Source organism: Pseudomonas grandcourensis (genome assembly GCF_039909015.1).
Lineage (GTDB): Bacteria > Pseudomonadota > Gammaproteobacteria > Pseudomonadales > Pseudomonadaceae > Aquipseudomonas > Aquipseudomonas grandcourensis.
In genome coordinates this window covers 5,747,666-5,774,167 of sequence record NZ_CP150919.1, presented here as the reverse complement: position 1 = coordinate 5,774,167, position 26,502 = coordinate 5,747,666, and the positions used below count along the sequence as shown (strand labels likewise).

The 26,502-nt window shown below is 60.5% G+C and carries 28 protein-coding genes and 1 riboswitch; of the genes, 14 read left to right on the top strand and 14 right to left on the bottom strand.

The window, feature by feature from the left end:
* Nucleotides 1-5: 5 nt before the first annotated feature.
* From phrB to AABM52_RS25860, 4 genes are all read right to left on the bottom strand, one after another.
* Nucleotides 6-1,448, bottom strand: coding sequence for a deoxyribodipyrimidine photo-lyase (phrB, locus tag AABM52_RS25875; protein ID WP_347908974.1), 1,443 nt, complete (start codon nucleotides 1,446-1,448; stop codon nucleotides 6-8).
* Nucleotides 1,449-1,469: 21 nt separating this feature from the next.
* Nucleotides 1,470-2,411 carry a MerR family transcriptional regulator gene (locus tag AABM52_RS25870; protein ID WP_347908973.1) on the bottom strand — a complete coding sequence of 314 codons (942 nt, stop codon included), beginning with the start codon at nucleotides 2,409-2,411 and terminating at the stop codon, nucleotides 1,470-1,472.
* Nucleotides 2,411-3,370: a DUF523 and DUF1722 domain-containing protein gene (locus AABM52_RS25865; protein WP_347908972.1), complete on the bottom strand. Its 960-nt coding sequence runs from the start codon at nucleotides 3,368-3,370 to the stop codon at nucleotides 2,411-2,413. Before AABM52_RS25865 ends, AABM52_RS25870 begins: the two co-directional genes overlap by 1 nt.
* Before the next feature lie 154 nt (nucleotides 3,371-3,524).
* On the bottom strand, nucleotides 3,525-4,511 hold the full coding sequence (locus AABM52_RS25860; protein ID WP_347908970.1) for an NAD(P)/FAD-dependent oxidoreductase: 987 nt from the start codon (nucleotides 4,509-4,511) through the stop codon (nucleotides 3,525-3,527).
* A gap of 196 nt (nucleotides 4,512-4,707) precedes the next feature.
* Here AABM52_RS25860 and AABM52_RS25855 point away from each other — a divergent pair, with 196 nt between their 5' ends.
* Both AABM52_RS25855 and hemH read left to right on the top strand, forming a co-directional pair.
* Nucleotides 4,708-5,610 carry a TIGR01777 family oxidoreductase gene (locus AABM52_RS25855; RefSeq protein WP_347908969.1) on the top strand — a complete coding sequence of 301 codons (903 nt, stop codon included), beginning with the start codon at nucleotides 4,708-4,710 and terminating at the stop codon, nucleotides 5,608-5,610.
* Nucleotides 5,611-5,623: 13 nt separating this feature from the next.
* On the top strand, nucleotides 5,624-6,646 hold the full coding sequence (hemH, locus tag AABM52_RS25850) for a ferrochelatase (protein ID WP_347908968.1): 1,023 nt from the start codon (nucleotides 5,624-5,626) through the stop codon (nucleotides 6,644-6,646).
* Between the two features lie 178 nt (nucleotides 6,647-6,824).
* Here hemH and AABM52_RS25845 read toward each other — a convergent pair whose 3' ends face one another.
* Together AABM52_RS25845 and upp are read right to left on the bottom strand one after the other, a co-directional pair.
* Nucleotides 6,825-8,099: a uracil-xanthine permease family protein gene (locus AABM52_RS25845; protein WP_046041878.1), complete on the bottom strand. Its 1,275-nt coding sequence runs from the start codon at nucleotides 8,097-8,099 to the stop codon at nucleotides 6,825-6,827.
* Between the two features lie 2 nt (nucleotides 8,100-8,101).
* On the bottom strand, nucleotides 8,102-8,740 hold the full coding sequence (upp, locus tag AABM52_RS25840) for a uracil phosphoribosyltransferase (protein WP_347908966.1): 639 nt from the start codon (nucleotides 8,738-8,740) through the stop codon (nucleotides 8,102-8,104).
* 164 nt (nucleotides 8,741-8,904) lie between these two features.
* Here upp and AABM52_RS25835 point away from each other — a divergent pair, with 164 nt between their 5' ends.
* The 4 genes from AABM52_RS25835 (at nucleotide 8,905) to AABM52_RS25820 (ending at nucleotide 10,884) form a co-directional block, all read left to right on the top strand.
* The gene (locus AABM52_RS25835; RefSeq protein WP_150728000.1) at nucleotides 8,905-9,462 is read left to right on the top strand and encodes a hypoxanthine-guanine phosphoribosyltransferase; all 558 of its coding nucleotides are present in this window, start codon (nucleotides 8,905-8,907) and stop codon (nucleotides 9,460-9,462) included.
* A gap of 3 nt (nucleotides 9,463-9,465) precedes the next feature.
* Nucleotides 9,466-9,939, top strand: a complete 474-nt coding sequence (locus AABM52_RS25830; RefSeq protein ID WP_347908964.1) for a WbuC family cupin fold metalloprotein — start codon at nucleotides 9,466-9,468, stop codon at nucleotides 9,937-9,939.
* Nucleotides 9,940-10,047: 108 nt separating this feature from the next.
* The gene (locus AABM52_RS25825; protein WP_347908962.1) at nucleotides 10,048-10,533 is read left to right on the top strand and encodes a hypothetical protein; all 486 of its coding nucleotides are present in this window, start codon (nucleotides 10,048-10,050) and stop codon (nucleotides 10,531-10,533) included.
* 63 nt (nucleotides 10,534-10,596) lie between these two features.
* Nucleotides 10,597-10,884, top strand: a complete 288-nt coding sequence (locus tag AABM52_RS25820) for a PA4642 family protein (RefSeq protein WP_347908960.1) — start codon at nucleotides 10,597-10,599, stop codon at nucleotides 10,882-10,884.
* 66 nt (nucleotides 10,885-10,950) lie between these two features.
* Here the strand turns inward: AABM52_RS25820 and mqo are convergent, their stop codons facing one another.
* Both mqo and AABM52_RS25810 read right to left on the bottom strand, forming a co-directional pair.
* The gene (mqo, locus tag AABM52_RS25815) at nucleotides 10,951-12,459 is read right to left on the bottom strand and encodes a malate dehydrogenase (quinone) (RefSeq protein WP_347908958.1); all 1,509 of its coding nucleotides are present in this window, start codon (nucleotides 12,457-12,459) and stop codon (nucleotides 10,951-10,953) included.
* A 738-nt stretch (nucleotides 12,460-13,197) separates the two neighbouring features.
* Nucleotides 13,198-13,437, bottom strand: coding sequence for a hypothetical protein (locus AABM52_RS25810; protein ID WP_347908956.1), 240 nt, complete (start codon nucleotides 13,435-13,437; stop codon nucleotides 13,198-13,200).
* Between the two features lie 204 nt (nucleotides 13,438-13,641).
* Between AABM52_RS25810 and AABM52_RS25805 the strand changes: the two genes are divergently transcribed.
* The gene (locus AABM52_RS25805) at nucleotides 13,642-14,226 is read left to right on the top strand and encodes a YajG family lipoprotein (RefSeq protein ID WP_347908954.1); all 585 of its coding nucleotides are present in this window, start codon (nucleotides 13,642-13,644) and stop codon (nucleotides 14,224-14,226) included.
* A gap of 102 nt (nucleotides 14,227-14,328) precedes the next feature.
* On the opposite strand, the gene AABM52_RS25800 is transcribed toward AABM52_RS25805, so the two are convergent.
* A complete protein-coding gene (locus tag AABM52_RS25800) occupies nucleotides 14,329-14,535 on the bottom strand; it encodes a hypothetical protein (RefSeq protein WP_033052291.1) in 207 nt (68 codons plus the stop codon).
* A gap of 190 nt (nucleotides 14,536-14,725) precedes the next feature.
* Between AABM52_RS25800 and AABM52_RS25795 the strand changes: the two genes are divergently transcribed.
* Nucleotides 14,726-15,004, top strand: a complete 279-nt coding sequence (locus AABM52_RS25795; protein WP_347908952.1) for a hypothetical protein — start codon at nucleotides 14,726-14,728, stop codon at nucleotides 15,002-15,004.
* A 76-nt stretch (nucleotides 15,005-15,080) separates the two neighbouring features.
* Here AABM52_RS25795 and AABM52_RS25790 read toward each other — a convergent pair whose 3' ends face one another.
* Nucleotides 15,081-16,247: a 1-acyl-sn-glycerol-3-phosphate acyltransferase gene (locus AABM52_RS25790; RefSeq protein ID WP_347908950.1), complete on the bottom strand. Its 1,167-nt coding sequence runs from the start codon at nucleotides 16,245-16,247 to the stop codon at nucleotides 15,081-15,083.
* Nucleotides 16,248-16,386: 139 nt separating this feature from the next.
* Here AABM52_RS25790 and AABM52_RS25785 point away from each other — a divergent pair, with 139 nt between their 5' ends.
* From AABM52_RS25785 to AABM52_RS25775, 3 genes are read left to right on the top strand one after another with little or no spacing between them, the layout of a single operon-like run.
* Nucleotides 16,387-16,569 (top strand): CPXCG motif-containing cysteine-rich protein, encoded by a 183-nt coding sequence (locus AABM52_RS25785; protein ID WP_223536451.1) that lies wholly within the window; start codon nucleotides 16,387-16,389, stop codon nucleotides 16,567-16,569.
* A 9-nt stretch (nucleotides 16,570-16,578) separates the two neighbouring features.
* Nucleotides 16,579-16,839 carry a DUF2007 domain-containing protein gene (locus tag AABM52_RS25780; protein ID WP_008045983.1) on the top strand — a complete coding sequence of 87 codons (261 nt, stop codon included), beginning with the start codon at nucleotides 16,579-16,581 and terminating at the stop codon, nucleotides 16,837-16,839.
* Nucleotides 16,840-16,874: 35 nt separating this feature from the next.
* Nucleotides 16,875-17,498, top strand: a complete 624-nt coding sequence (locus AABM52_RS25775; RefSeq protein WP_154909519.1) for an SOS response-associated peptidase — start codon at nucleotides 16,875-16,877, stop codon at nucleotides 17,496-17,498.
* Between the two features lie 19 nt (nucleotides 17,499-17,517).
* Here the strand turns inward: AABM52_RS25775 and AABM52_RS25770 are convergent, their stop codons facing one another.
* Complete coding sequence (locus AABM52_RS25770; protein ID WP_347908949.1) at nucleotides 17,518-19,659, bottom strand: methyl-accepting chemotaxis protein; 2,142 nt, start codon at nucleotides 19,657-19,659, stop codon at nucleotides 17,518-17,520.
* A gap of 271 nt (nucleotides 19,660-19,930) precedes the next feature.
* On the opposite strand from AABM52_RS25770, the gene AABM52_RS25765 reads away from it, so the two are divergent.
* On the top strand, nucleotides 19,931-20,761 hold the full coding sequence (locus AABM52_RS25765) for a M48 family metallopeptidase (RefSeq protein WP_347908948.1): 831 nt from the start codon (nucleotides 19,931-19,933) through the stop codon (nucleotides 20,759-20,761).
* A gap of 78 nt (nucleotides 20,762-20,839) precedes the next feature.
* Here the strand turns inward: AABM52_RS25765 and AABM52_RS25760 are convergent, their stop codons facing one another.
* From AABM52_RS25760 to AABM52_RS25750, 3 genes are all read right to left on the bottom strand, one after another.
* Complete coding sequence (locus AABM52_RS25760) at nucleotides 20,840-21,424, bottom strand: TMEM165/GDT1 family protein (protein ID WP_008016665.1); 585 nt, start codon at nucleotides 21,422-21,424, stop codon at nucleotides 20,840-20,842.
* Nucleotides 21,425-21,514: 90 nt separating this feature from the next.
* Nucleotides 21,515-21,637: riboswitch (yybP-ykoY riboswitch) on the bottom strand.
* Between the two features lie 40 nt (nucleotides 21,638-21,677).
* Entirely contained in the window at nucleotides 21,678-22,676 is a 999-nt protein-coding gene (locus tag AABM52_RS25755) for a class I SAM-dependent methyltransferase (protein ID WP_347908947.1), read from the bottom strand.
* A gap of 33 nt (nucleotides 22,677-22,709) precedes the next feature.
* The gene (locus AABM52_RS25750) at nucleotides 22,710-23,675 is read right to left on the bottom strand and encodes a 2-hydroxyacid dehydrogenase (protein WP_347908946.1); all 966 of its coding nucleotides are present in this window, start codon (nucleotides 23,673-23,675) and stop codon (nucleotides 22,710-22,712) included.
* Nucleotides 23,676-23,766: 91 nt separating this feature from the next.
* Here AABM52_RS25750 and AABM52_RS25745 point away from each other — a divergent pair, with 91 nt between their 5' ends.
* Nucleotides 23,767-24,396, top strand: coding sequence for a LysE family translocator (locus tag AABM52_RS25745; RefSeq protein WP_110658928.1), 630 nt, complete (start codon nucleotides 23,767-23,769; stop codon nucleotides 24,394-24,396).
* A gap of 161 nt (nucleotides 24,397-24,557) precedes the next feature.
* Nucleotides 24,558-26,240, top strand: a complete 1,683-nt coding sequence (locus tag AABM52_RS25740; RefSeq protein ID WP_008045977.1) for a fatty acid--CoA ligase — start codon at nucleotides 24,558-24,560, stop codon at nucleotides 26,238-26,240.
* Nucleotides 26,241-26,502: the final 262 nt, after the last annotated feature.

Here is a 26,502-nt window from a genome sequence, read left to right as displayed (position 1 = left end):
GTCATTCATGACCCAACGGCGGCGTATTGCCGCGAGGGCAGGTTTTTGAATGCCGTCAACGCACGCGTACGGGAAGTACCCAGGTCGACGATCGGTGAGGGGTAATCCACCACACCGAAAAGGCCGCCGAGATTGGCGGGGTTGTGCACGTCTTTTTTATTCAGCCCGGCCAGTTCCGGCAACCACTGCTTGATGAACACGCCGTCGGGGTCGAATTTTTCCGACTGGCTCAGCGGGTTGAAAATCCGGAAGTAAGGCGCCGAGTCGGTGCCGGTGGAGGAACTCCACTGCCAGCCACCATTGTTCGCCGCCAGGTCTCCATCGATCAGATGGTGCATGAAAAAGCGTTCGCCTTCGCGCCAGTCGATCAGCAGGTTTTTGGTCAGGAACATCGCCACCACCATGCGCAGGCGGTTGTGCATCCAGCCGGTTGCCAGCAGTTGGCGCATGGCGGCGTCGATGATCGGCAAGCCGGTACGCGCCTGTTGCCAGGCGGCCAGTTCTTCGGGGGCATCGCGCCAGGCCAGTGCTTCGGTTTCCGGGCGAAACGCGCGGTGTCGGGATACCCGTGGGTAGCCCACCAGGATGTGTTTGTAGAACTCGCGCCACAGCAGCTCGTTGATCCAGGTGACGGCGCCGGTGTTGCCGCTTTCGAATTCGCCCTGATTGCTGTTCAAGGCCGCGTGCAGGCATTGGCGAGGAGAGATCACCCCGGCGGCGAGATAGGCGGAAAGCTGACTGGTGCCGGGCTTCGCCGGGAAGTCCCGTTCGCTTTGATAGTGTTCGATCTGTGCATCGCTAAAGCTGTCGAGGCGATGCCGGGCTTGGGCTTCACCCGCCGGCCACAGGTTGCGCAGGTTGTCAGCGGGTATTGCGAAACCGTCGACACTCAAGGGGATCGGATCGCTGGCAATGTTCAGCGGCGCTTGTTTGTGCGGCGCGCGGACCAGGCTGGGCAGCGAGTGGTGCAGTCGTTCGTAGCAGACTTTGCGGAACTGGCTGAAGACCTGAAAGTAAGTGCCGGTGCGGGTCAGCACGCTCCCGGGCTTGAACAGCAATTGATCGAGGTAGCGGTGAACTTCGACGCCTTCGGCCTGTAGCGTCCGGGCGACCGCTGCATCGCGACGGGACTCGTGGATGCCGTACTCGTCGTTGAGGTGCAACGCGTCGACCTGCCATTGTCGGCACAGGTTCAGCAATACGCTTGGAGCGTCTTCCCAGCGGGGTGCCCGGCGGATCAGTAGGGGAATGTTTAGTTGACCCAGTTCGCGGCTTAACTCGCGCAGGTTACGCAGCCAGAAGTCCACTTTGCAGGGCGCATCGTCGTGTTCCAGCCATTGTTCCGGACTCAGCAGATACACCGCCACGCAAGGGCCGCGCGTAGCGGCGGCCGAGAGGGCGGTGTTGTCATGTAGGCGTAAGTCGCTGCGCAGCCAGATCAATTGCATTTTGGTGCCCACGCTATTCATTTAAATCAGCCCGCGCTGAACGAGTGCCTGATGTGCCGACAACGGATCTTCGGCCAGGTACAAGTCAGCGATCTCGGCAGTACTTGCGGATAACTCGGTGTGGTGGATGCATACCGTTGGTCCCGCAATCATTTTTGGGCAACTGACGCCTTTGAAAAGTTTCGGCAGCTTCGCCGGATTCAGGGCTTTGCTTGAGTACAGCAGAACCCCGCGGGGTTGCAGAAGTTCGACCGCCAATGCCAGTTCTCCGACAGGCAGCGGCCAGTCGAAGACCTCCACCGGGCAATCCGCGCTGCTGATCAGCCAGGCCGTTAGCCACAGGTGCGGCTCCATGGGCAGGTCCGAGTGGTTGACCAGCAGCAGCGGCGCGGTGCGCAACTGACGATTGTTATGGTAGATACGCGCACCGAACTTGCTGCGCAGCCAGGCACAAAAAAAGCCCCGCTCCATCTGCGCCCCGAACTGGCCTTGCCAGCGTTGCTCCAGAGCGGCCAGCAAGGGCATCAGCAATTGCTCGCACAGGGTTCGCGGCGGATACAGCGCCATCGCCTGATTGACGCTGTCATCCAGGGCACGTTCCTGCAAGCGGCTGACCGCCTGCAGCAACGTTTGCAGCAAGGCGTGCCAATCGTTGTCGACGGACTCGCTGAAGGCATGCGGCGTGTCGAGCAATGGCTTGACCTGGCTGACCGCAACGCCACGGTTGAGCCAGGTGAGGATGGCCTGGATGCGTTGTACGTGGTCGGCCGAGAACAACCGATGGCCCTTGGGCGTGCGCAGCGGCACGATCAGACCGTAGCGTCGCTCCCAGGCGCGCAAGGTCACGGCATTGACCCCGGTTTGCCGCGCCACTTCACGGATCGGCAGCCAGCCTTCGTCCAGCGCCTTTTTAAAGTCATCGCCGAGGTCTTCGCGGGAGCTGGTGTCGAGTGCTTTTTTCATCAGATGGCGTTTCGCAGGCTGAGGTTTTCCGGGTGCGGTTGCAGGTAAACCTGCTGTGCGATGTACGGATCGGGGTGTTGGCGAAAGTGATGCTTGAGCAGTGTCAGCGGTACCACCAGCGGCACGATGCCCAAGCGGTACTGGCTGATCACGTGCTGCACTTCCTGCTTGTCTTCGCCGCTGATGGCCTGTTTCAGGTAGCCACTGAGGTGTTGCAGGACGTTGGTGTGAGTGCGGCGGGTGGCGCATTTTTTCAGCGCCGCCATCAGTTCGCTGAAATAGCGGGGGCCCAGTTCCTGCGGATCGGTTTTGCCCATGTTGCCCAGCAAGTGGCCCAGGGTTTTGTATTGCACCGGGTTGTGGGCCATCAGCAGGTATTTGTAGCGCGAGTGAAAGTCCGTGAGACCGCGCCGGGTCAGGCCCTCTTGGCGCAGTTGCTGCCATGCGCTGTAGGCGAACACCCGGGTGAGGAAGTTTTCCCGCAGCACCGGATCGTTGAGCCGGCCGTCTTCCTCTACCGGCAAGTCCGGGTGCCGCAGGCAGAAGGCCCGGGCGTAGATCCCGCGCCCGCCACTGTCCGCACGTGCGCCGTTGGCGTGGTAGACCTTGACCCGCTCCAGGCCGCAAGACGGGGAATTTTGCATGAAGATGTAGCCGCAGATATCCCCCAGCTGCGCTGCCATGTCCCGGCCGTAGGTGTTCAGTGGTTGCGTCACGTTAAGGTTGTGATCGAGGGTGCCCACGGCTTCGGGATGATCTGCACTGCCCACCAGCCGAATCGGTTGGCGGGGGACGCCCAGGCCGATGGCCACTTCCGGGCAGACCGGGATGAAATCGAAGTAATCAGTGAGGGTGCGGCTGCACAGCCGCGACTCCTTGTGCCCACCGTTGTAGCGCACGTCGAGCCCCATCAGGCAGGCGCTGATGGCGATTTTCGGTTTGGTGGGGGAGTGGAGCATCGGAGCACCTCGAATCTGAACTTGTACAAACATTTTTGTTTGTACAAGATAACTTCATCATAGATTCGAAGCTATACAAGTCAATTTTTTTGTATAGGTTTTTGACGGGCTGCTGTCCAGGGCGACAGCAGCGATTTGCTCGGATCGATGCTCTTTACTGCAGGTGCTCATGCAGGCGGCGGGCGGCTTCCTGACCGCTGAGCCAGGCCCCTTCGACGCGTCCGGTCAGGCACCAGTCGCCACAGGCGTACAGCCCCAGGTCGGCATCGGCCAGGGTGCCCCATTCGTGACTGCTGGCGGGGCGGGCGTAGAGCCAGCGGTGGGCGAGGCTGAAGCTCGGCGCGGGCATGGAATCGTGCAGCAGTTCGGCGAAGGCGCCGTGCAACTGTTCGATCACCGCTTCCTTGGACAAGTCGATGTGCTGGCGACTCCAGGCACTGGTGGCGTGCAGCACCCAGGTGTCGAGGGTGTTGTCGCGTCCGGGTTTGCTGCGGTTGCGGGCCAGCCAGTCGAGGGGGCTGTCCTGTACGAAGCAGCCTTCCATGGGCGTTTCCAGCGGCGTTTCGAAGGCCAGGGCGATGGCCCAGGTCGGGTCCATTTTCACCCCGGCGGCGGCTCCGGCGAGTTTCGGCGCTGATGCCAGCAGGGCCGTGGCCTGTGGGGCTGGCGTGGCGATGACCACATGGCTGAACGGTCCGTGGGTGAAACCCTCGGCGTCCTGCAGGTGCCAGTGCTCTTCACCGCGATAGACCTCGGTGATCCGGCAGGCGAAATGCACTTCCAGGTCACCGAGCAGGGCGCGGGTGATGGCGCTCATGCGGGGGGTGCCGACCCAGCGGGTCTGCTCGTCCGGCGACAGGTTGAGTTGGCCGCCGTGGTAGGTGTACAGCTGCGGCGTCCACTCGGCGACCCAGCCCTTGGCTTGCCAGCGCTGGACTTCATTGACAAAACGCCGGTCGCGGGCAGTGAAATACTGCGTGCCCATGTCCAGGGCACCCGCATCGCTGCGCTTGCTCGACATGCGCCCGCCGCTGCCGCGACTTTTATCGAACAGTTGAACCACATGCCCGAGGTCAGTCAGGGCTTGGGCGGCGGAGAGTCCGGCAATGCCGGTGCCGATGATTGCGATAGGTACAGTCATAGGGGCCTCGTTTACCTTTCTGTACAGACTACGCCGGGGTTTAAACCTGTACAATATTGTTTTTTGGTATAACTTTTAGCGTTCTCGATCTGACGGCTTGGCCTATTGTTAAACATAGCGCCTGCTCGATACTAAAGATCCCTGCTTATAAAAATAGACTAATGGACAAGGTAAAACGCCACGCGAGGAAGAAGTCATGCACATATTGCTGACCGGCGGTACTGGTTTGATAGGACGTCAGCTCTGCCGGCACTGGTTGGGCCAGGGTCATCGCCTGACAGTCTGGAGTCGCCAACCTGAAAATGTCGCGAAAATATGTGGTGCCCAAGTGCGTGGAATCGCCCGTCTGGAGGATCTCGGGCAGGAACCTGTCGATGGGATTATCAATCTTGCCGGTGCGCCGATAGCCGCCCGGCCCTGGACGCACAAACGCAAAGCCCTGTTGTGGAGCAGTCGCATCTCGCTGACCGAAACCCTGCTGGCCTGGCTGGAAAGCCGTGAACAGAAACCACAGGTTTTGATTTCCGGTTCGGCTGTCGGCTGGTATGGCGACGGTGGCGAGCGCGAACTGAGCGAGGACTCGGGGCCGGTCAGCGAAGATTTCGCCAGCCAGTTGTGCATCGCCTGGGAAGAGACTGCACAGCGGGCTGAGGCGTTGGGTATTCGCGTCATCCTTGTCCGTACCGGGCTGGTTCTATCGGCCGAGGGCGGCTTTTTGTCGCGGCTGTTACTGTCGTTCAAACTGGGCCTGGGAGGCCCGATCGGCAACGGCCGGCAGTGGATGCCATGGATTCATATCGACGATCAAATCGCCCTGATTGATTTTCTTCTGCATCGCAACGAGGCCAGCGGTCCCTATAATGCGTGCGCGCCCAAGCCGGTGCGCAACCGCGAGTTTGCCGAGGCGTTGGGCAGCGTGCTGCATCGCCCGACGTTCATGCCGATGCCGGCCTTCGCATTGAAGGTAGGGCTGGGCGAGTTGTCGTTGCTGTTACTGGGCGGCCAACGGGCTACCCCGGCGCGTTTGTTACAGGCTGGTTTCACTTTTAAGTTCACGGATTTGCGCGCGGCTCTGGACGATCTGTCCGGTCGCCTTTGAAATAGGACGTTGCATGACCGATCACGCGTTGCTTCTGGTCAACCTGGGCTCGCCTGCCTCCACCTCGGTGGCGGACGTGCGCAGTTACCTCAATCAATTTCTGATGGACCCGTACGTGATCGACCTGCCATGGCCGGTTCGACGGCTGCTGGTGTCGCTGATCCTGATCAAGCGTCCCGAGCAGTCGGCCCATGCTTATGCCTCGATCTGGTGGGAAGAGGGCTCGCCGCTGGTGGTGCTCAGCCGTCGCTTGCAACAAGCGATGACCCGTCAATGGCAGCACGGCCCGGTCGAATTGGCGATGCGATACGGCGAGCCGTCGATTGAATCGACGCTGGTGCGCCTGGTCGCGGCGGGGCACAAGCGGATTACGCTGGCGCCGCTTTATCCACAGTTTGCCGACAGCACCACGACTACGGTCATCGAAGAGGCCAGGCGTGTGGTGCGCGAGAAAAACCTCGACGTTCAGCTGTCGGTGCTACAGCCGTTCTACGACCAACCGGAATACCTCGATGCGCTGGTGGCCACGACCCGGCCGCATTTGCAGCAGGACTTCGATCACTTGCTGATGAGTTTTCATGGGTTGCCGGAACGGCATCTGAAAAAGCTCAACCCCGGTCACAGTTTCGAGGGTGGTGGTGATTGTTGCGCCGGCGCGCCGCCGGAAGTGGTTGCCACCTGTTATCGCGGCCAGTGCCTGCGTACGGCGGCCGAGTTCGCCAAGCGCATGGGGTTGCCGGAGGGCAAGTGGTCGGTGTCGTTCCAGTCACGCTTGGGGCGCGCCAAATGGATTGAACCCTACACCGAAGCGCGCCTCGATGAGTTGGCTAAAAGCGGCGTGAAAAAGGTTCTGGTGATGTGCCCGGCGTTCGTTGCCGATTGCATCGAGACCCTGGAAGAGATCGGTGATCGCGGCAAGGAGCAATTCCGCGCAGCGGGGGGAGAGGACCTGGTGCTGGTGCCGTGCCTCAACGATGATCCGCATTGGGCGCGGGCGTTGAGTGCGTTGTGCGAAAGAGCACCGATTGCATTGTAGGCATACAAGCTGTGGGTTGACGGGCTGTTGTGGCGAGGGGGCTTGCCCCCGTTGGGTCGCGAAGCGGCCCTGAATCCTTCAACCGCGAGTCATCTGAAAGACCGCGTTCGCTGGATTTACGACTGCTTCGCAGTCGAACGGGGGCAAGCCCCCTCGCCACAGGGTATCGCGTGATGCTTTAGATCAGCGGCTCATCCGCCTTCTTGTGCTTCCAGCTGTCATTGCCCGGCAGGATCAGGTTCAAGCCGATCGCCACCACCGCGCACAGCGCGATGCCCTTGAGGCCGAAATCGTCCGGGCCGGTGCCGGTGCCGATCAGCACGCCGCCGATCCCGAACACCAGGGTCACCGAGACAATCACCAGATTGCGCGCCTCGCCCAGATCGATCTTGTGGCGAATCAGCGTGTTCATCCCCACTGCCGCAATCGAACCGAACAACAGGCACAGAATCCCGCCCATCACCGGCACAGGAATGCTTTGCAGCAGTGCGCCGAACTTGCCGATGAACGCCAGGCTGATGGCAAAGATCGCCGCCCAGGTCATGATTTTCGGGTTGTAGTTCTTGGTCAGCATGACCGCGCCGGTCACTTCGGCGTAGGTGGTGTTGGGCGGACCGCCGAACAGACCGGCCGCCGTGGTGGCAATGCCGTCGCCGAGCAGGGTGCGGTGCAGGCCGGGCTTCTTCAGGTAATCGCGACCGGTCACGCTACCCACGGCAATCACGCCGCCGATGTGCTCGATGGCCGGGGCCAGGGCCACTGGAACGATGAACAGAATCGCCTGCCAGTTGAATTCCGGTGCGGTGAAGTGCGGGATGGCAAACCAAGGTGCCGCCGCAATCTTCGCGGTATCGACCACTCCGAAGTAGAACGCCATGCCAAAGCCCACCAGCACGCCGGAAATGATCGGCACCAGACGGAAGATGCCCTTGCCGAATACCGCGACGATCAGTGTGGTCAGCAGTGCGGGCATCGAGATCATCATCGCCGTCTGGTAATGAATCAATTCGCTGCCGTCGCCGGCCTTGCCCATGGCCATGTTGGCGGCAATCGGCGCCATGGCCAGGCCGATCGAAATGATCACCGGACCAATTACTACCGGCGGCAGCAGGCGATCAATGAAGCCAGTGCCTTTGATCTTCACCGCGAGGCCGAGGAAGGTGTAGACGAAACCTGCCGCCATCACGCCGCCCATGGTCGCGGCCAGGCCGAACTGGCCCTTGGCGAGAATGATCGGGGTGATGAAGGCAAAGCTCGATGCCAGGAACACCGGCACCTGACGCCCGGTGACGATCTGGAACAGGATCGTCCCCAGGCCGGCCGTGAACAGCGCCACGTTCGGGTCGAGACCGGTAATCAACGGCATCAACACCAGGGCGCCGAAGGCCACGAACAGCATCTGTGCACCCGACAGCACCGTGCGCCAGAGCGGATCGTTGAACTCTTGCTGCATGGTCACGCGTCCTTCTGCTTGGTGCCGAAGATCTTGTCACCAGCATCGCCCAGCCCTGGGATGATGTAACCGTGTTCGTTCAGTTTTTGATCAATGGAAGCGGTGTAGATGATCACGTCCGGGTGAGCTTTCTCTACGGCGGCGATGCCTTCCGGGGCGGCAACCAGCACCATGGCGCGGATGTCCTTGCACCCGGCCTTTTTCAGCAGGTCGATGGTGGCAACCATCGAGCCGCCAGTGGCGAGCATCGGGTCGATGATCATGGCCAGGCGTTCGTCGATCTCCGGAACCAGTTTTTCCAGGTAGGTGTGGGCTTCGAGGGTTTTCTCGTTGCGGGCCACGCCCACGGCGCTGACCTTGGCGCCCGGGATCAGGCTGAGCACGCCTTCAAGCATGCCGATGCCTGCACGCAGGATCGGCACGACAGTAATCTTCTTGCCGGCGATTTTCTCGACCGACACAGTGCCGCACCAGCCTTCGATATCGTAGGATTCCAGCGGCAGGTCTTTGGTGGCTTCGTAGGTCAGCAGGGCGCCGACTTCCTGAGCGAGCTCACGGAAATTCTTGGTGCTGATGTCTGCACGGCGCATAAGGCCAAGTTTATGACGGATCAGCGGGTGGCGGATCTCATGGATGGGCATGGGGAATGGCTCCGGCAGCGGGCAAAAAAACCGGCCTAGATTAATCTATCCGAGGGTGTTGTCCTATAGACATACAGTACGTTAGTCCACAAACGCTTGATCTGGCCGTTCGGGATGCGTACCTTTGCCCGCTTTTCCGAACCCGTCCCCCCTTGGAGAGCGCCATGTCCGCTGATCTCGAGCATATCCGTCAAATCATGCGAGAGGCTGACTGCCTGTACACCGAAGCTGAAGTCGAAGCGGCCATCGCCCGCGTCGGTGCACAAATCAACGAACAAATGGCCGACAGCAACCCGGTGGTGTTCTGCGTGATGAACGGCGGGCTGATTTTCTCCGGCAAGCTGCTGACCTACCTGCACTTCCCGCTGGAAGCGTCCTACCTGCACGCCACCCGCTATCGCAACGAAACCAGCGGCGGCGACCTGTTCTGGAAAGCCAAGCCGGAAGTGTCGTTCATCGACCGTGACGTGCTGATCATCGACGACATCCTCGACGAAGGTCACACCCTGGGCGCGATCATCGACTTCTGCAAACACGCCGGTGCCCGCAAAGTGCACACCGCCGTGCTGATCGACAAAGACCACGACCGCAAGGCCCGCCCGGACCTCAAGGCCGACTTCGTCGGTCTGCCGTGTATCGACCGCTACATCTTCGGTTACGGCATGGACTACAAAGGCTACTGGCGTAACGCCAACGGGATTTTCGCCGTTAAAGGAATGTAAGACATGGATGCGCCTCGCTTTCTGGATCAGACCTTGTTTGCCGAGCTGGCCGGGAAAGCCGCGGCCAATCCTCGTGGGCGCCAGCATCACAACTTCCATCAGATGGAAGACGCTTGCCATCGCATGGCGGTGGGGTTGCAGCCGTCCACCTATGTCCCGCCTCACCGGCATTTGGGCGACAACAAGGCCGAAACCCTGTTGGTCCTCAAGGGGCGGCTGGGTGTGTTGATCTTTGATGAGACCGGCGCGGTGCTGAGCAAGACCGTGCTGCAGGCCGGTGGCGACTGTGTTGGCGTGGACCTGCCAACCGGTGTGTTCCACGGTTTGGTGGTGCTCGAGGCCGACAGCCTGATGTTCGAATGCAAGGCCGGTCCTTACCGCCCGGTCGGTGAAGGTGAGCTGGCGCATTGGGCACCGCGCGAGGGTGAGCCCGGTGTTGCCGAGTATCAGGCCTGGATGCGCGCGCAGTTCGATTGATCTCCACCTTGTGGGAGCGAGCAGGCTCGCTCCCACAAGGGATGTGTTCGCCGATTCAGTCCTGTTAGCTCATGCTAAAGTGCTCGGCCCCGCCCTCCAGAGCCTGCCATGAGCCCTTTTACCCGCAGCTGCGCCGCCCTGTTGCTGACCCTCAGCCTGCCCCTGGCTGCCGCGCCGGCGCCCATGCATGCGCAGTTCCTGCCGCCCGATGACCTGACCCTGCGTGACAGCGAGCCTGAGCAGCAACAACTGATGCAGGTCACCGATTATTCGGTGGTGGTAGGCAGCCAGCGTCAATCCAATCAACAGCCGATTCCGGTCACTTCGCCGCTGATGATTCGTCTCAAGGGCAAATCCCTGAACAAGGGCGCCACCATCAGCCAGGTGCTGGTCAACTTCGATGGTGAAAGCAAAAGCCTGAAAAAGCCGGTTTACGACGTGCCGAGCAAGACCCTGACCCTCTATTACCCGCTTGCGCAATACCGGGTGGTGATCGACTTGTTGCGCAACGACACGGTGTATTGCCAGTTTCTCAGCTACGCCAATGGCCATGTCTGGGCCGATCTGCACACCGGTAGCACTCGTCCGCGTTGAGCCTTGAGCCCGCGCAGGGGTAAACTGCCCGCCCCGTGAAATGTCTGCGAGCTGGAGTCGGCAATGCGTAAAGATAAAAAACAAGTGATTGGTGACGAGATCGGCGATGTGCAGATCAAATTGTTCCTCGATTTCGAACCGGTCGACGCGACTTCTCCGTCCCTGCACAAACTGGTCAAGGCCTACCGTGGCCTGCGCATCGACGATTTCGCGCGCTTTCTGACGTTCTTCGTCGAGGCCGGCTACGACGTGGATGGCAAGGATGAACACGGCAAAACCTTCGTTGACCTGATCCAGGATCAGCGCAATGCGCCGGATTACATCGAGCTGATCGAAAAAGCTCGCGGCTGAGTAAATTTCAGCCATAAAAAAACGCCCCGCTCTCGGTGAGAACGGGGCGTTTTTCATAAGGCCGAATCAAGCGTAGCTTTCGGTCTCGCTGCTGGCTTCAACCAGTTCCAGGGCAACGTTGTTCTGCGTGTTGATCTTGCGATACAGCGCAGCGTCGGTTTCCAGAACCTTTTCCCGGGCTGGGAAGATCTCTGCCAGTTTGGTAGCCCATTCGCCCTTGGCTTTGCTCGGGAAGCATTTTTCGATCAGCTCAAGCATGATCGAAACGGTCACCGAGGCACCCGGCGAAGCGCCGAGCAGTGCCGCCAGGGAACCGTCCTTGGCCGCGACCAGTTCGGTACCGAATTGCAGGATGCCGCCTTTCTTCGGGTCTTTCTTGATGATCTGCACCCGTTGGCCGGCCACTTCCAGGCGCCAGTCTTCAGCTTTCGCCTCAGGGTAGAAGCGGCGCAGGGATTCCAGGCGCTGCTCCATCGACTGCATCACTTCGCTGACCAGGTACTTGGTCAGGTCCATGTTGTTTTTTGCCACGGACAGCATCGGCCCGATGTTGCCGGCGCGAACCGACATCGGCAGGTCCATGAAGGAGCCGTGCTTGAGGAACTTGGTGGTGAAGCCAGCATACGGCCCGAACAGCAGGGACGTCTTGCCTTCAACCACACGGGTGTCCAGGTGCGGCACGGACATTGGCGGCGAACCTACGGCAGCCTGGCTGTAGACCTTGGCCTGGTGATGCTTGACCACTTCCGGGTTGTCGCAACGCAGCCATTGGCCGCTGATCGGGAAGCCGCCGAAGCCTTTGCTTTCTTCGATGCCCGAGGCTTGCAGCAGTGGCAGTGCGGCACCGCCAGCGCCGAGGAAGACGAATTTGGCGTCGACTTCACGGGTGTTGCCGCTGTTGACGTCCTTGATGCTGACAGTCCAGCCGCCATTGCTGCGCTTGAGGCCGGTCACGCGCTTGCAGTACTTGACCTGGGCATCGGGTGCGCTGGTCAGGTGCTTGAGCAACTGGTTGGTCAGGGCGCCGAAGTTGACGTCGGTGCCATTGATCACGCGGGTCGCGGCGAGGGTTTCGCCAGGATCGCGGCCAGGCATCATCAGCGGCATCCACTCGGCCATTTTGGCCTTGTCTTCGGTGTATTCCATGTCCGAGAAGGCGTGGTGCTTGCTCAGCACCTTGAAGCGTTCCTTGAGGAAGGACACGCCGCTGTCGCCCTGAACGAAACTCAGGTGTGGCACCGGGCTGATAAACGATTTGCACGAGCCGAACGTTCCTTTCTTGGTCAAATACGACCAGAACTGCTTCGACACCTCGAACTGGGTGTTGATGTGCACGGCTTTCTTGATGTCGACGGCGCCATCGGCGGCCTGCGGCGTGTAGTTGAGCTCACACAGCCCGGCGTGACCGGTACCGGCGTTGTTCCACGGGTTGGAACTCTCCGCGGCACCGGAATCCATCAGCTCGACGACTTCCAGCTTGATCGCGGGGTCGAGCTCTTTGAGCAGCACTGCAAGGGTGGCACTCATGATGCCGGCCCCAACCAGTACTACGTCGACTGCTTCGTTATGCGCCATTTAACGCGTCTCCAAAATCTGCAGCACCAAATTGTCGGCATGGCTGCCAGGCGTTCCGGGGCGAGTCAGTGATGCCCCTGGATCTCATGGCAGTATCGCCATGTCCGAATCTTCGCAATTTATCGCAACTTCGACGGACGCTACCTGCCGGGCCTATGAGCCATATGAACTCATTTCAGCGCGCGGGAGGCAATTCGACTTATGGTCGATACATCCGTTTGTGCAACCAAATCCGTAGCGGACAGGCTTCAGGCTCCGGTGTTCGAGGAATACTCGGTCCTGTGTCGTTGGGCTGTTGTAGACGCTAATGGTGCATGTTCAGACGCAAAACTATTCATTTGCTCGCCACACTCTTGTGAAGTTGTGAAAACCCGTTTTTTTCACGCTCTTTTGAAGACGTGAACCTCAAAAAAGGGCTGTCCCAGCCTGGCACCGTGCCCGGAAGGATTGCCGCCATGGGATACAGGGCAGGCAAAACGGGCAAACAGCTCAGTGACCGAGCGTAATGACAGCTCTGCAGATTCGCGAAAAGTGGAGGTTTTGCTCAACAAAACAGCAAGCGCGCCAGCTTCACTCGATCTGTGTGGGCGGCTCTCTGTGGGCGGTGCGGGGTGTCAATACAAGCGCATTGACGATGCTGCGAGGCCCGATCAGGAGACGTCCTTATAATCGGGGGGAGATTGTATCTAAGAAACGCAGGGAAATGGTCGTGTTTAATGACTTTTATTAGGTGTTTGGTCAGGTCGTCATCAGATGCTGCGCCCGCGAGCGTGGCTGGCGCTGCTGCGAAACGACACGGGCACCGGCAGGCAGCGGCTGATTCAGCCAGTTCAGGCGGATCTCTTCGATTTCAACCCAGCCATCGCCCATGGGCTGGAGGCTGCACTGCCTGAAGGCCTGGCAGCGGCCGTTGCGGTCGAGCAGGGCGAAGCAGCGATGCAATGGGCGTGGCGCGAACAGAGAGATCAGATGGCGCATGGCGAAATACCGTTTGGGTGTCTGCCGAGAAGATTGCCTGTAGGCCATTACGTGCAAGTGTATGAGTGGTGACATCTGTGTGACAGGAACCGCATTGCCTGGGGGGTGTCAGAGATTTCATCAAACACTGTGAGGTGCTGGTTACCCGCAGTGGCGCACCGCTATACTGCCGGCCTGTTTGTGCCTGATTCTGGAGAGAAGAGCATGTTGCAACGCCTGTTGTTCGGTTTGATCACTGTGACCAGTTTGACCCTGGTTGGCTGCGCCAACAGCCCGCAACAACTGAGCCCGGAACCCAAGCTGACCGCCCAGTTGGCCCCGGTCGGCCATGGCCAGCCCGTCGTGGTGCGTGTAGTGGACGGTCGCCCGTCGCCGACACTGGGCACCCGTGGTGGCCTGTATCCGGAGACCAGCGCAATCACCGTGCAGGGCGCGCAGATCCTGCCGAAGCTGCAGGCCCAGGCTGAAGCCGCCGTGCGTCTGTTGGGCTTTACCCCGACGAACAATGCCATGAATGCACCGCAACTGACCGTGACCCTGGCAGAGTTGAAGTACCAGTCGCCCAAGGAAGGCATGTACGTGACCGAAGCCACCATCGGCGCGACCTTCCGCTCCGATGTACAGAACGCCAACCGTCGCTACAGCGGCCGTTATGGTTCGTCCCTGGACCAGCGCTTCGGTATGGCGCCGAACCAGGAAACCAACACCAAGTTGGTCAGCGATGTGCTGAGCGATGCGTTGACCCGCCTGTTCAAGGACCCGACCGTGGGTCAGATTCTCGGCGAATAATCTTCATTGGATGCGAAAAAGCCCGGTGCCAGCGATGGTCCCGGGCTTTTTCATGCCTGCGTTTTTTATTGATGTACACCGGCCCACAGGGGATCAAGGGTGTCAGGCAGCTTGCGAGTAAAAGTCCAGCACGCTCACGCCCGTCAGCAAATCCGCCTCCGGCAAATCCGCATGCTGGTGGCCACCGAGTGCGCAATACACCAGCCAATGGCGGTCCTGAACGTTGAAGGCGAGGCTGCCGACGAGGGCTTGTTGTTCTTCGCTGGGGGTGATGAGGTAAAGGCGATCCTGGTTTTCGGCGTGGAGCATGACGTGATCCGTGTCGGTTTCGAGGCGCGCATGTTCGCCGATACAGATGACGAAGCCGTGACTCAGGACAGCCATTGATCAAAAGCTTCGTTATTTGTCGGAAACAGAGGGCAGGCGTGGGCGCTTTCGGTAGAATCCGCGCCGCGGTCGCCGGCCCGGCACCTGCCACCTGTTTTACTTGAGGTTTGTGATGTCGCTGCACTTGATGACGCTGTTTTCCGCCCATCCCGCCAAATTGATCAATCTGCTGGCCTTGCTCTTTGCCTTTCCGGGCGGCTGGTTGCTGCACGCCACCCGTCGTCGCGAACAGCGCGCGATGGCCAGTTTGCAGGCGCAGCGCCAGAGCAGCCCCAACGCAGAGCCCACGCTGGACTGGGCGACCTTGCGCATGAACCGTTTTTTCTACATCTTCGGCTTTGCCTGCATGGGGATGGCGCTGCTGGTGTCGTGGATCAGCACTCAGGTCTGAATAACCGCAAACCTGTGGTGAACTGATACAAAAGCGGCGCCTCGAGGGCGCCGTTTTTACATCCAGCCGAAACCGCTTACAGCGGCAACCCAGCCTTCACCCGGTATTGATTGCGCACCGGTGTCGCATATTGCAGCACCAGGAATGGACGATGCTCTTCAGGGCAGGCGTCCAGGCGGCGCTGCCATTCTTCCTGGGCCCTGGCCAGTTCCTCGGCTGGGAACACTTCGGCGGCTTTCGGCACCTGCAACTGCGGATCGGCGTCTTTCCACTGCGCGTAAGCCAGGTAGTGCACCGGGAACAGACGGTATCCGCTGAGGATTTGCCTGTCCATTTCGACCGCCAGTTGCTTGGTGTCTTCGAACAGTTCGGTGATCGGCGCGGCAAAGTTCACGTGCACCCGGCCCTTGTAGCCGGTGATGCCCTTGGCGATGCTCACGTCATCCTCGCCCGGTACCTTGGTGTAGCTGCCGGTGGTGGCGCGGATGTAAAGCTCGCGGGCCTTGGCCTGGTCGCACGGGTCGTACTCGTAGCTGATCGACACCGGGGTCAGGTTCAGCGACTGAATGACTTCGCCGAACGGCTCGTCCTTGCGGCTCATGTGGAACATTTTGAGGATCGCCGATTCGGTACGGTCGTCACCGTCCTTGGCACGGCCTTCGGCCTGGGCGATCCAGATCGAGGCGCAATCGTTGCGGATCGAATGGTTGATGTATGCCGACAACAGTTGATAAGCCGCCATTTTCTCCCGGCGTCCGCTGATCGAGCGGTGCACGATGAAGCTCTTGTTCAGGCGCATCAGGTCGCTGACGAAGGGCTTTTGCAGCAGGTTGTCGCCAATGGCGATACGCGGGGTCGGCAGACCGGCGTGGTACACGGCATAGTTGACGAAGGCCGGGTCCATCACGATGTCGCGGTGGTTGGCGATGAACAGGTAGGCGCTGCCGGATTTGAATTGCTCCACCCCGGTATAGGTGACACCGTCGGTGGCGCGCTCGATGGTATGGTCGACGTAATGTTCGACTTTGTCCTGTAACGTGGCCACCGAGGTAATGCCGGCAAACTCACGGCGCAACCGATGGGCTATAAGAGGTTTGAGTGCCCAGCCTAAAGCGCCGGCGAAACGCGGGAAGCGGAAGTGGGTGAGGATATCTAGAAACGCCTTGTCGCCGAGCAGTCGTGCCAGCACTGCCGGGACTTCACTGTCGTCGTAAGGTCGGATGGCATCGAATTCGCCCATCATGCTCTCTTGTTAGAAACGGCTAGGGTAAGTAATGGTTTTGATCGAAAACCGGCGGGGCACGGTCTGAAAAAGTAGCCAGACAAAAATAGCCCTGCAAATAGACCGGCGATTATACGCACAAGTCACCTGGGAGACCGCGATGCTGGAAACTACGCAATATGAATGTCCGTATTGTGGTGAGGAAGTCGAGACGACGCTGGATTTGTCCGGTGGCGATCAGACCTATATTGAAGACTGCCAGGTGTGCTGCCGGCCGATAACCTTCGTGCTGCAGGTTCATGAAGAGGAATGGCATCTCGAAGTGTTCAGCGAAAACGAGTGAGGAGCGTGTATGCAGCGCATCTACGATCCGGAAAACCTGATGGAAGGCGAGTTGTTGCAAGGCATGCTCGCCAGCGAGGGTATCGAGGCGCATCTGGTGGGCCGTGATTTGCTGGGTGGCAGCGGCGAGTTGCCGATCTATGGCCTGCTCGGGCTGTCGGTCGAGAACGATCAGGCTGCATACGCCCGCGAGCTGATCACCGCGTACAATGCCGCGCTGCCGCTGTCCGGCGATGAACCGGACAGCTTTCCCGGCACGCTGGTCTGTTAGGCTGGCGTTCGTTTGATCAAGAGCCGTGTTGCCCCATGTGTGGACGTTATGCCCTGTTTCGCTGGAACCCCGCCTTCGCAGCGCTGCCCGGTTTTCCCGCCGACCAGCAGGCGCAGTGGAACATTTCCCCCAATGATTCGGTGTTGATGCTGCGGGCCGAGCCAGACGGCCAGCGCACGCTGGCCCGTGCCCGCTGGGGCCTGACGCCACCCTGGTTGACCGATTTGTCCCGCACCCCGGCCCACGCTCGCGCCGAAACCGTTGCCGAACAGCCAATGTTTCGCCAGGCCTTGCGCGAGCGCCGCTGCCTGTTGCCGGCCAATGGTTTCTACGAATGGCGTGGTACGACGCGCAAGCGCCCGTATTGGCTGACACCGGGGGAGGGCTCGTCGCTGTTTTTTGCGGCGATCTGGGAGGCGTATCCGGTTCAGGAACAGGTGTGGCTGAGTACCGCGGTGATTACCCAGCCGGCGGCGAGCCAGCGGCGGCCGTTGATTCTTGATGAGGCAGGGCAGGCCGTGTGGCTGGATCCCGAGACGCCGTTGCATGCTTTGCAAGCCTTACTGGCCAGTGAACCTGCCGCATTGCGCGAACGGGTGCTGGCCAACATGGTGAATGATCCGAAGCTCAATGGGCCGGAGTGTCTCACTCCGGGTTGAGTTATTGGGCGGCTTCGGATCAAACCCTGAACTGATTGATCAACCGCCGCTGCTGCTCGGCCAACCTGGTCAGATCCGCACTGGCCGCACTCGACTCATCCGCCCCGCCGGCCACTTCATTGGCTACCTGGCCGATGTTGATCACGTTGCGGTTGATGTCGTCCGCCACCGCACTTTGCTCTTCGGCCGCACTGGCAATCTGGGTATTCATGTCGTTGATCACCGACACCGCCTGAGTGATGGTTTCCAGCGCTTCGGCAGCCTTGGCCGCGTGCTGCACGCTTTCGTCCGTGCGGTTCTGGCTGTCCTCCATGACTCGCACCACATCCCGCGTGCCTTGTTGCAACTGCTGGATCATGGTCTGGATTTCTTCGGTGGCCTTTTGCGTCTTCTGCGCCAGGTTGCGCACCTCGTCGGCCACTACGGCAAAACCCCGGCCCTGTTCACCGGCGCGGGCGGCTTCGATGGCCGCGTTCAGGGCCAGCAGGTTGGTCTGCTCGGCGATCCCGCGGATGGCGGTGAGGATGGCGTTGATGTTTTCGCTGTCCTTGGCCAGGGTTTGCACCACGCCCACGGCGCGGCCGATTTCCACGGCGAGGGCGCCAATCGAATTCGAGGTGTCGCGCACGATCTGCATGCCCTGGCTGGCGGCCTGATCGGCATGGCTGGCGGCCTGCGCAGCCTGAGTCGCATTGCGCGCCACGTCCTGGGCGGTGGCGGTCATTTCCTGCACGGCGGTGGCCACCTGATCGATCTCGGCCATCTGCTTGTGTACGCCGGTGTTGGTGCGGATGGCGATGTCGGCGGTGTGTTCCGACGAATCGCTGACGCTCTGTACCGATGTCACCACCTGGGTGATCATCGCCTGCAACTTGGCCAGAAAAGTGTTGAAGCCTTTGGCGATCGAGCCCAGTTCGTCGGCGCGGTCGCTGGTCAGGCGTCGGGTCAGGTCGCCTTCGCCCTGGGCGATATCGTCGAGCATGGCCACCATCTGCTTGAGCGGGCGGGCGATGCCGTGGCCCACCAGCCAGATCACCAGCAAACCGATACCGGCAATCACCAGGCCGACCATGGCCATGCCGAAGGTGTCGGATGTGCGCTGCGCGTTCAGGTCGGCCTGGAGTTTTTGCAGGTCGGCCATGACGGCATTCAGCGGCAACTGCAGCATCAGGGTCCAGCGGGCATCGGTCTGGCCGATGCCGAACGGCAGGTACAACTCTATCCGGCCCTGGGCCTTGTCGACGGTATAGGTGACTTCGCCGCGCTTGAGATTGGCCATGTTGGCGATCTGTTTGCTGTCGAGGATGTCGCTGACCTTCTCGCCGAATTTGCTCGGATCCTTGGTGTAGGCAACGATCCGGCCATTGCCGCCGATCAGGGCCATTTCCCCGGCGCCACTGTAGAGTTTCTGGTTGGCGCCCAGGAGCATTTCCTGGATGAAGTTCACCGACAGGTCGGCGCCGACGATGCCCTGGAAGGCACCGTTGAGCATGATTGGCTCAATAAAGGAGGCGAGCATAACGACTTTGTCGCCGACCTTATAAGGCGCCGGATCGATCACGCAGGATTTTTTGGTTTCTTTCGAGCACAGGTAGTACTCGCTGGCGCGCACGCCGGTGGACAGGGTTTTCTGGTCGTCGACGTCCACCAGCTTGTCCAGGCCCAGGGTGCCGTCGTCGTTGCGGAACCACCAAGGCAGGAAGCGCCCGTTGGCGGCGTCGATGCCGACCACTTGAGTGCCGACGTAGGCCGCGTCGTTGTGATCCAGTGCGCCTTTTTCCCAGCCGATGTAGGTGCCGAGGATTTTCGGGTTCTTGACCACGTTTTCCTTGATCAGGCCGATCAGTTGTTCGCGGCTGAGGCTCAGGGCCGGCTGGCCATCGGCACCCGGTGTGCCGATCAGGGCGTTGACCCGCACCAGTCCGCCGGCAATCAGCAGCGGCGCTTCGAGCTCACGCTGGATCTGGCTGACCTGGGTCTGCGCCAGGGACGTCAGGCGTTGTTCGATGACTTGCTCGAATTGGGCCTGGGTCCGTTCCTGGACCATGTCTTGGGTCCGGGCGCCGGAGAACAGCGCGTACACCACTAGCGCAGCCACGACACTTAGGACAATGGCGCCGGCAAGGGCCGCCACGGAAAACTGGATCGACTTGAATTTCATGGGGGCTCCGCACGGGAAAAGACGTCTGCCCAGGTGTATCGGCAGGGTGACGGGCGGGCATGAGCGTGGGCGGTTGAAATGACTGTTTTTGCGTGGCGGATGTCGTAATTGAATCAATGCGCGCGTGATGGGCTGCGGGCTGTCGCTGTATGTGAATTTTTTTCTACGGCGATGAGAGCTTTGTCCAAATTGTGCGTCTTACGTCCATTGTATCTGGCGTCGATGCATTTCCACGCCTAGGATACGCGGCAAGTTTTCAGGGGTTTTTTTGATGAACAAGATTTTGGTTGTCAGTGCGCTGGGCGCAGCGCTGGGCGCAGCGCTGTTGCTCAGCGGTTGCCAGTCGGTCAATACCACCAGTGGCGGCGCTGTAGGTGTTGAGCGCAAGCAGTACATGTTCAGCATGTTGTCCGAGCAAGAAGTCGACCAGATGTACGCCCAGTCCTATCAGAAGACAGTGGGCGAGGCGTCCAGCAAAGGTGTACTGGACAAGACCAGCAATGAAGCCCGGCGGGTTCAGGCGATTGCCGACCGGCTGATTGCCCAGGCGCCGAACTTCCGTCCGGATGCGGCCCAGTGGAAGTGGGAAGTCAACCTGATCAAGAGCGATGAGCTCAACGCCAACTGCGGCCCAGGCGGCAAGATCATCTTTTACACCGGGCTGATCGACACCCTGAAGCTGACTGACGATGAAATCGCCGCAATCATGGGCCACGAAATCGCCCACGCCCTGCGCGAGCACGGTCGTGAAGCGATGTCCAAGGCTTACGGCATCGAGATGGCCAAGCAGGGCGCCGGTGCCTTGTTGGGGCTGGGGCAGGACTCCATGGCCCTGGCTGATACCGTGGCCAACTACGGCATGACCTTGCCCAACAGCCGCGCCAATGAAAACGAGGCGGATCTGATCGGCCTGGAACTGGCCGCCCGCGCCGGTTACAACCCGAATGCCGCGATCACCCTGTGGAACAAGATGAGCAAGGTTTCGGAAGGTGCGCCACCGGAGTTCATGAGCACTCACCCGGCGTCGTCGAGTCGTATCGCTGCGTTGCAGGCGGCGATTCCGAAGGTCATGCCTTTGTACGAACAGGCCAAGAAGTCCTGATGTCTATGCGGTGAGGCCGCTACCGCCATCGCGAGCTTGCTCGCGATGAACGATAACGCGGTCTATCGACCTATCGCGTCAAACCCACCCGCTGCTCTGCATCGCCTTGTACACCGCGACAATCGCCAGGATGAAGAACGCCGACGCCGCCAGTCGACGGATCAGGGTCAATGGCAATTTGTCTGCAGCAAAGTTACCGGCCAGTACCACGGGCACGTTGGCAATCAGCATGCCGAGGGTGGTACCGATGATCACCAGCCACAGCTCCGGATACTGCGCAGCCAGCATCACGGTCGCGATCTGCGTCTTGTCGCCGATTTCCGCCAGGAAAAACGCGATCAACGTGGTCAGGAACGGCCCGAACTTGCGGGCGGTGCTGGCCTCGTCGTCATCCATCTTGTCCGGGACCAGGGTCCACAGCGCCGTGGCGGCGAAGCTCGCGGCGAGGATCCAGTGCAGCATCGTATCCGAGAAGAAACTGCCGACCCAGGCACCGACTGCACCAGCGGCTGCGTGGTTGGCCAGGGTCGCGGCGACGATACCGGCGATGATCGGCCAGGGCTTGCGGAAACGGGCAGCGAGGATGAGCGCGAGCAGCTGCGTCTTGTCGCCGATTTCGGCCAAGGCAACGATTGCGGTAGGTACGAGTAGTGAATCCAGCATCAGGGGTTTTCCTAAGGGGCGGGTCGACACGGCTATGACACGTACAGCCTTCCCGCCCCGGGTAAGGTGTTCGTGTCATAGGTCTTGTCAAACCCTGCGATCCATCTGATGTGGATGCTTGGGTCGCATGCGCCATGGTCTGAGGACCAAGTATGTTGACGCATGCCGGACGAGCGTGGCGCTCGTGGGAGACTACTCCCCTAGGACGGAGCGGATTCTGCCTTGGCAAAATCCATTCGGCAAGTACAAATTTTCAGCCGCGCTTTGCCCGGTAGATTCTGAAACCCTGTCCTTCGGCCTTGATCGCACACACGCCAAGATGCTCTTCGATCAACGGTTGATACTTCAGGAAACTGTTCGCTACCAAGCGAAGTTCGCCGCCGTTTTTCAGATGTTTGGCCGCTTTTCGCAGCAAGTTCTCTGTTGCGAAATAGTCGGTGTGCACGCCGACATGGAACGGCGGGTTGCTCAGGATCGCACTCAAACCCATCGGCGCGGCATCGATTCCGTCACCGGTAATCACCTCGGCTTCCAGACCATTGGCAGCCAGGGTCAGGCGACTGCTGGCAGCGGCAAAGGCATCCACATCCAGCAACGTGACCTGGTTGTGCGGGTAACGACGTTTCACTGCCGCGCCCAAGACTCCTGCGCCGCAACCGAAATCGAGCAAGTGACCGCTGGGCAATTTGTCCAGATGCTCCAGCAGCAGCGCACTACCGCGATCCAAGCGACCATGGCTGAACACCCCCGGCAGGCTGATGACCTTCAGCGGGCCTTCGGCCAGCGGCAGTTCGTAGGTCTGCGCCAGGCTTTCCAGCGGTTTGGCTTCAGGCGCGTTGGCCACGGTGACCAGCCAGAGCTGGCAGTGGCGCGCGCTGTCGAGTTTGCGCGGCTTGCCGAACGGGTTGAGTTGTTTGGCGGCACCTTCGATGCCGCTTTTTTTCTCGCCGACCAGGTACAACTCGCGGCCGGCCAGCCGTGAGGCGAGGGCGTTGAGGATGTAGTCGGTCAGGTCCTTGGCCTTGGGCAGAAACACCACGGCGCTGTCGAACTCGCGCTCCGGTGCATTCACACCAAAATGGCTGCGCTCGGCAAAGCGGGCGTCCAGCGCGGCCTGATCGCCGGCGTGCCAGCACCAGCCATGAGCATCGGGCAGACGGCCCAGCAAGTCGTCGGCGGGCAAGCCGGCCAACAGCACCGAACCCTGGAATAACTCGGCCTGACGAAGCAGTACTTCACTGCGCGGATCCATAACTGCTCCCTTGGAAAAAAGTGCTGCAGTTTATCAACTGACGACCCGCAGCGCCTTACCGCTGAAGTATCCCAGTGCGTTTTCGGTTACTTGGCCAACGATTCGCTGGCGCGCTTCGCGGCTGCCCCAGGCGTTGTGCGGGGTGACGATCAGGCGCGGGATATCGTGGGCCAGCAGCGGATTGCCGTTGACGGGAGGCTCGACGCTCAGCACGTCAGTGGCGGCGCCGCCCAGATGCCCGTTGCGCAATGCGTCGGCCAGTGCCTGTTCATCAATCAATCCACCGCGTGCGGTGTTGACCACGAACGCGCCGGGTTTCATTGAGGCCAGCTCGCGGGCGCCGATGAAGTGGCGGGTGTGCTCGTTGAGCGGGCAGTGCAGAGTCAGGGCATCGACCTGTGGCAACAGTTCATTCAGTGGCAGGCGGTCCGGGCGGGCAGGGCGTCCGGGAATTTGCCCCAGTAGAACACGCATGCCGAAGGCTTCAGCCAGCCGTGCGACTGCACCGCCCAATTCCCCATGGCCGAGCAGGCCAAGGGTTTTGCCTTCGAGTTCGACGATCGGGTAATCCAGCAAACAGAACTGTTTGGACTGCTGCCAGCGGCCATCGCCGACGGCTTTTTGATAATCGGCCAGGCGAGTGGCCAGGTTGAGCAGCAGCATGATCGTGTGCTGCGCCACCGACGGTGTGCCGTAACCCTGGCAGTTGCACACGGTAATCCCGTGGGCGCGGGCGGCGGCGAGGTCGACATTGTTGGTGCCGGTGGCGGTGATCAGGATCAGCTTGAGATCAGGGCTGGCGGCCATGGCGGCGGCATCGATCAGGATCTTGTTACTGATGGCGACGGTGGCGCCCTTGAGATGTTCGATGACTTGATCGGGCAAGGTCTGGGCGAACAGCTGCAAATCGCTGAAACAACTGCGCAGCGGGTCAAGGTCAAGGTCGCCGAGATCCAGGGACGGGTGGTCGAGGAATACGGCGCGGCGAGTGTTCGTCATCAACTGTACCTTTTGTGCATTGAACTGAAGGCGTAATCTGCCGAGCCTATCAGATGAAATAAATAGTTACGCTTGGCCTAAAGGAGCCCCCATGTATTGGACAGAGTTCTTGACCGTTGCCCTGATTCACCTGCTGGCCGTGGCCAGCCCCGGCCCGGACTTTGCCGTGGTGGTGCGCGAGAGTGTTACCCACGGTCGCCGCGCTGGCACCTGGACCGCGCTGGGTGTGGGGACGGCGATTTTCCTGCACGTGGGTTACTCGCTGTTGGGTATCGGCCTGATCGTGTCCCAGTCGATCGTGCTGTTCAATGCCTTGAAATGGGCCGCTGCCGCTTACCTGCTGTACATCGGTTACAAAGCGCTGCGCGCGCAACCGGCCAAGCCTGTGGCGGACGACCTTCACAAGGAAGCCGGTGAGCGCACCGCCCGTGGTGCCTTCACCTCAGGTTTCGTCACCAACGGCCTCAACCCGAAAGCTACGCTGTTCTTCCTCTCGCTGTTCACCGTGGTGATCAACCCGCACACGCCGCTGGCTGTGCAGGCCGGTTACGGGGTTTACCTGGCGGCGGCGACAGCGGCCTGGTTCTGCCTGGTGGCGATGTTGTTCAGCCAGCAGCGCGTACGCGCCGGTTTTGCCCGTATGGGTCACTGGTTCGACCGGACCATGGGTGCGGTGCTGATTGCGATTGGTGTGAAGCTGGCTTTTACCGAGATGCATTGATTCCGTAGTTACTACAGATCGAGAATCCCTGTGGGTAGTGGCGCAACGCTAGTATCTGCAGGGTTCTGCAAATCATTCCTTTGGCTGATTTGGCTGGCGTTCAAGGGCACTACAGTGCGTACTTTCAGTCACGACCGTGCAGTCAGATTAAAGGGATTATTATGTTGCAGACTCGCGTTATCCCCCCGGCCGAAGGCGCTTACCAGTACCCGCTGTTGATCAAGCGACTGCTGATGTCCGGTGCCCGTTATGAAAAAACCCGCGAGATCATCTACCGCGACAAGTTGCGCTACAGCTACCCGACCCTGATCGAACGGGTGGCCCGCCTGGCCAACGTGCTGACAGCGGCGGGGGTCAAGCCCGGGGATGCCGTGGGTGTGATGGACTGGGACAGCCATCGTTACCTGGAATGCATGTTCGCCATCCCGATGATCGGCGCGGTGATCCACACCATCAACGTGCGCCTGTCGCCGGAACAGATCCTCTACACCATGAACCACGCCGAGGACCGCTTTGTGCTGGTCAACAGCGAGTTCGTCGGCCTCTACAAGGCCATCGAGGGGCATCTGACCACGGTCGACAAAACCCTGCTGCTGACTGACCTGCCGGAAAAAACCGCGGACCTGCCGAACCTTGTCGGCGAATACGAACAGCTGCTGGCCGCGGCGAGCCCGCAGTACGACTTCGAGGATTTCGACGAAAACTCGGTCGCGACCACGTTCTATACCACCGGTACCACCGGCAATCCCAAGGGTGTGTACTTCACCCATCGGCAACTGGTGCTGCATACCATGGGCGTGTCGACCATCATGGGTGCGATCGATAGCGTGCGCCTGCTGGGCACCAACGACGTGTACATGCCGATCACCCCGATGTTCCACGTCCACGCCTGGGGCTTGCCGTATGTGGCGACCATGCTCGGGCTCAAGCAGGTGTATCCCGGACGCTATGACCCGGAGTACCTGGTGGAGTTGTGGCGCAAGGAGAAGGTCACCTTCTCCCATTGCGTACCGACCATTTTGCAGATGGTCCTCAATGCCAAGGCCGCGCAGAACGTCGACTTCGGTGGCTGGAAAATCGTCATCGGCGGCAGCGCCCTGAACCGCACGTTGTACGAGGCGGCCAAGGCCAAAGGCATTCAGTTGACCGCCGCCTATGGCATGTCGGAAACCGGGCCACTGGTTTCGTGCGCGCACTTGAACGATGAGCTGATGGCCGGTACCGAAGACGAACGCACCACTTACCGGATCAAGGCCGGCGTGCCAGGGCCACTGGTGGAGGCGGCGATCGTCGACACCGAGGGCAACTTCCTGCCCGCCGATGGCGAGACCCAGGGCGAGCTGGTGTTACGCGCGCCATGGCTGACCGAGGGGTATTTCAACGAGCCGCAGAAGGGTGCCGAACTCTGGGCCGGAGGCTGGCTGCACACGGGTGACGTGGCGACCCTGGACAGCATGGGCGTGATCGACATTCGTGACCGGATCAAGGACGTGATCAAGACCGGTGGCGAGTGGATCTCCTCCCTGGACCTGGAAGACCTGATCAGCCGTCATGCGGCGGTACGCGAGGTAGCAGTGGTGGGGATTCCCGATCCGCAGTGGGGCGAGCGGCCGTTTGCCCTGCTGGTGCTGCGTGAGGGGCATGCAATCGGGGCGCGGGAACTCAAGGAACACCTCAAGCCGTTTGTGGAACTGGGGCACCTGAGCAAGTGGGCAATTCCGAGCCAGATCGCCCTTGTTACTGAAATTCCCAAGACCAGCGTCGGCAAACTCGACAAGAAGCGCATTCGTGTCGACATCAGCGAATGGCAAGCCACCAACAGCACCTTCCTCTCGACGCTTTAAGCGTCTCCCGGCGTGCCCGAAGGGGCACGCCAGCCCCACCAAGCAAGCGCTTGGCTTGTTAAATCGAAATTTTCAGCCATCCTTGCCGTGCCGACGGGTGTCGGACTGGCGAAAGGACTGTTCCAGAGTGGCTGGCAACTGCAAATCACACTTTAGAGGGATCAAGCGCTACTACCTGCTGGCTATAGTCCTCTCAAGGATTTTTAAGAACGGGGCAACCGCACGAACCGGGGCGATGCAACTTTGGAATGACTTTGGGATG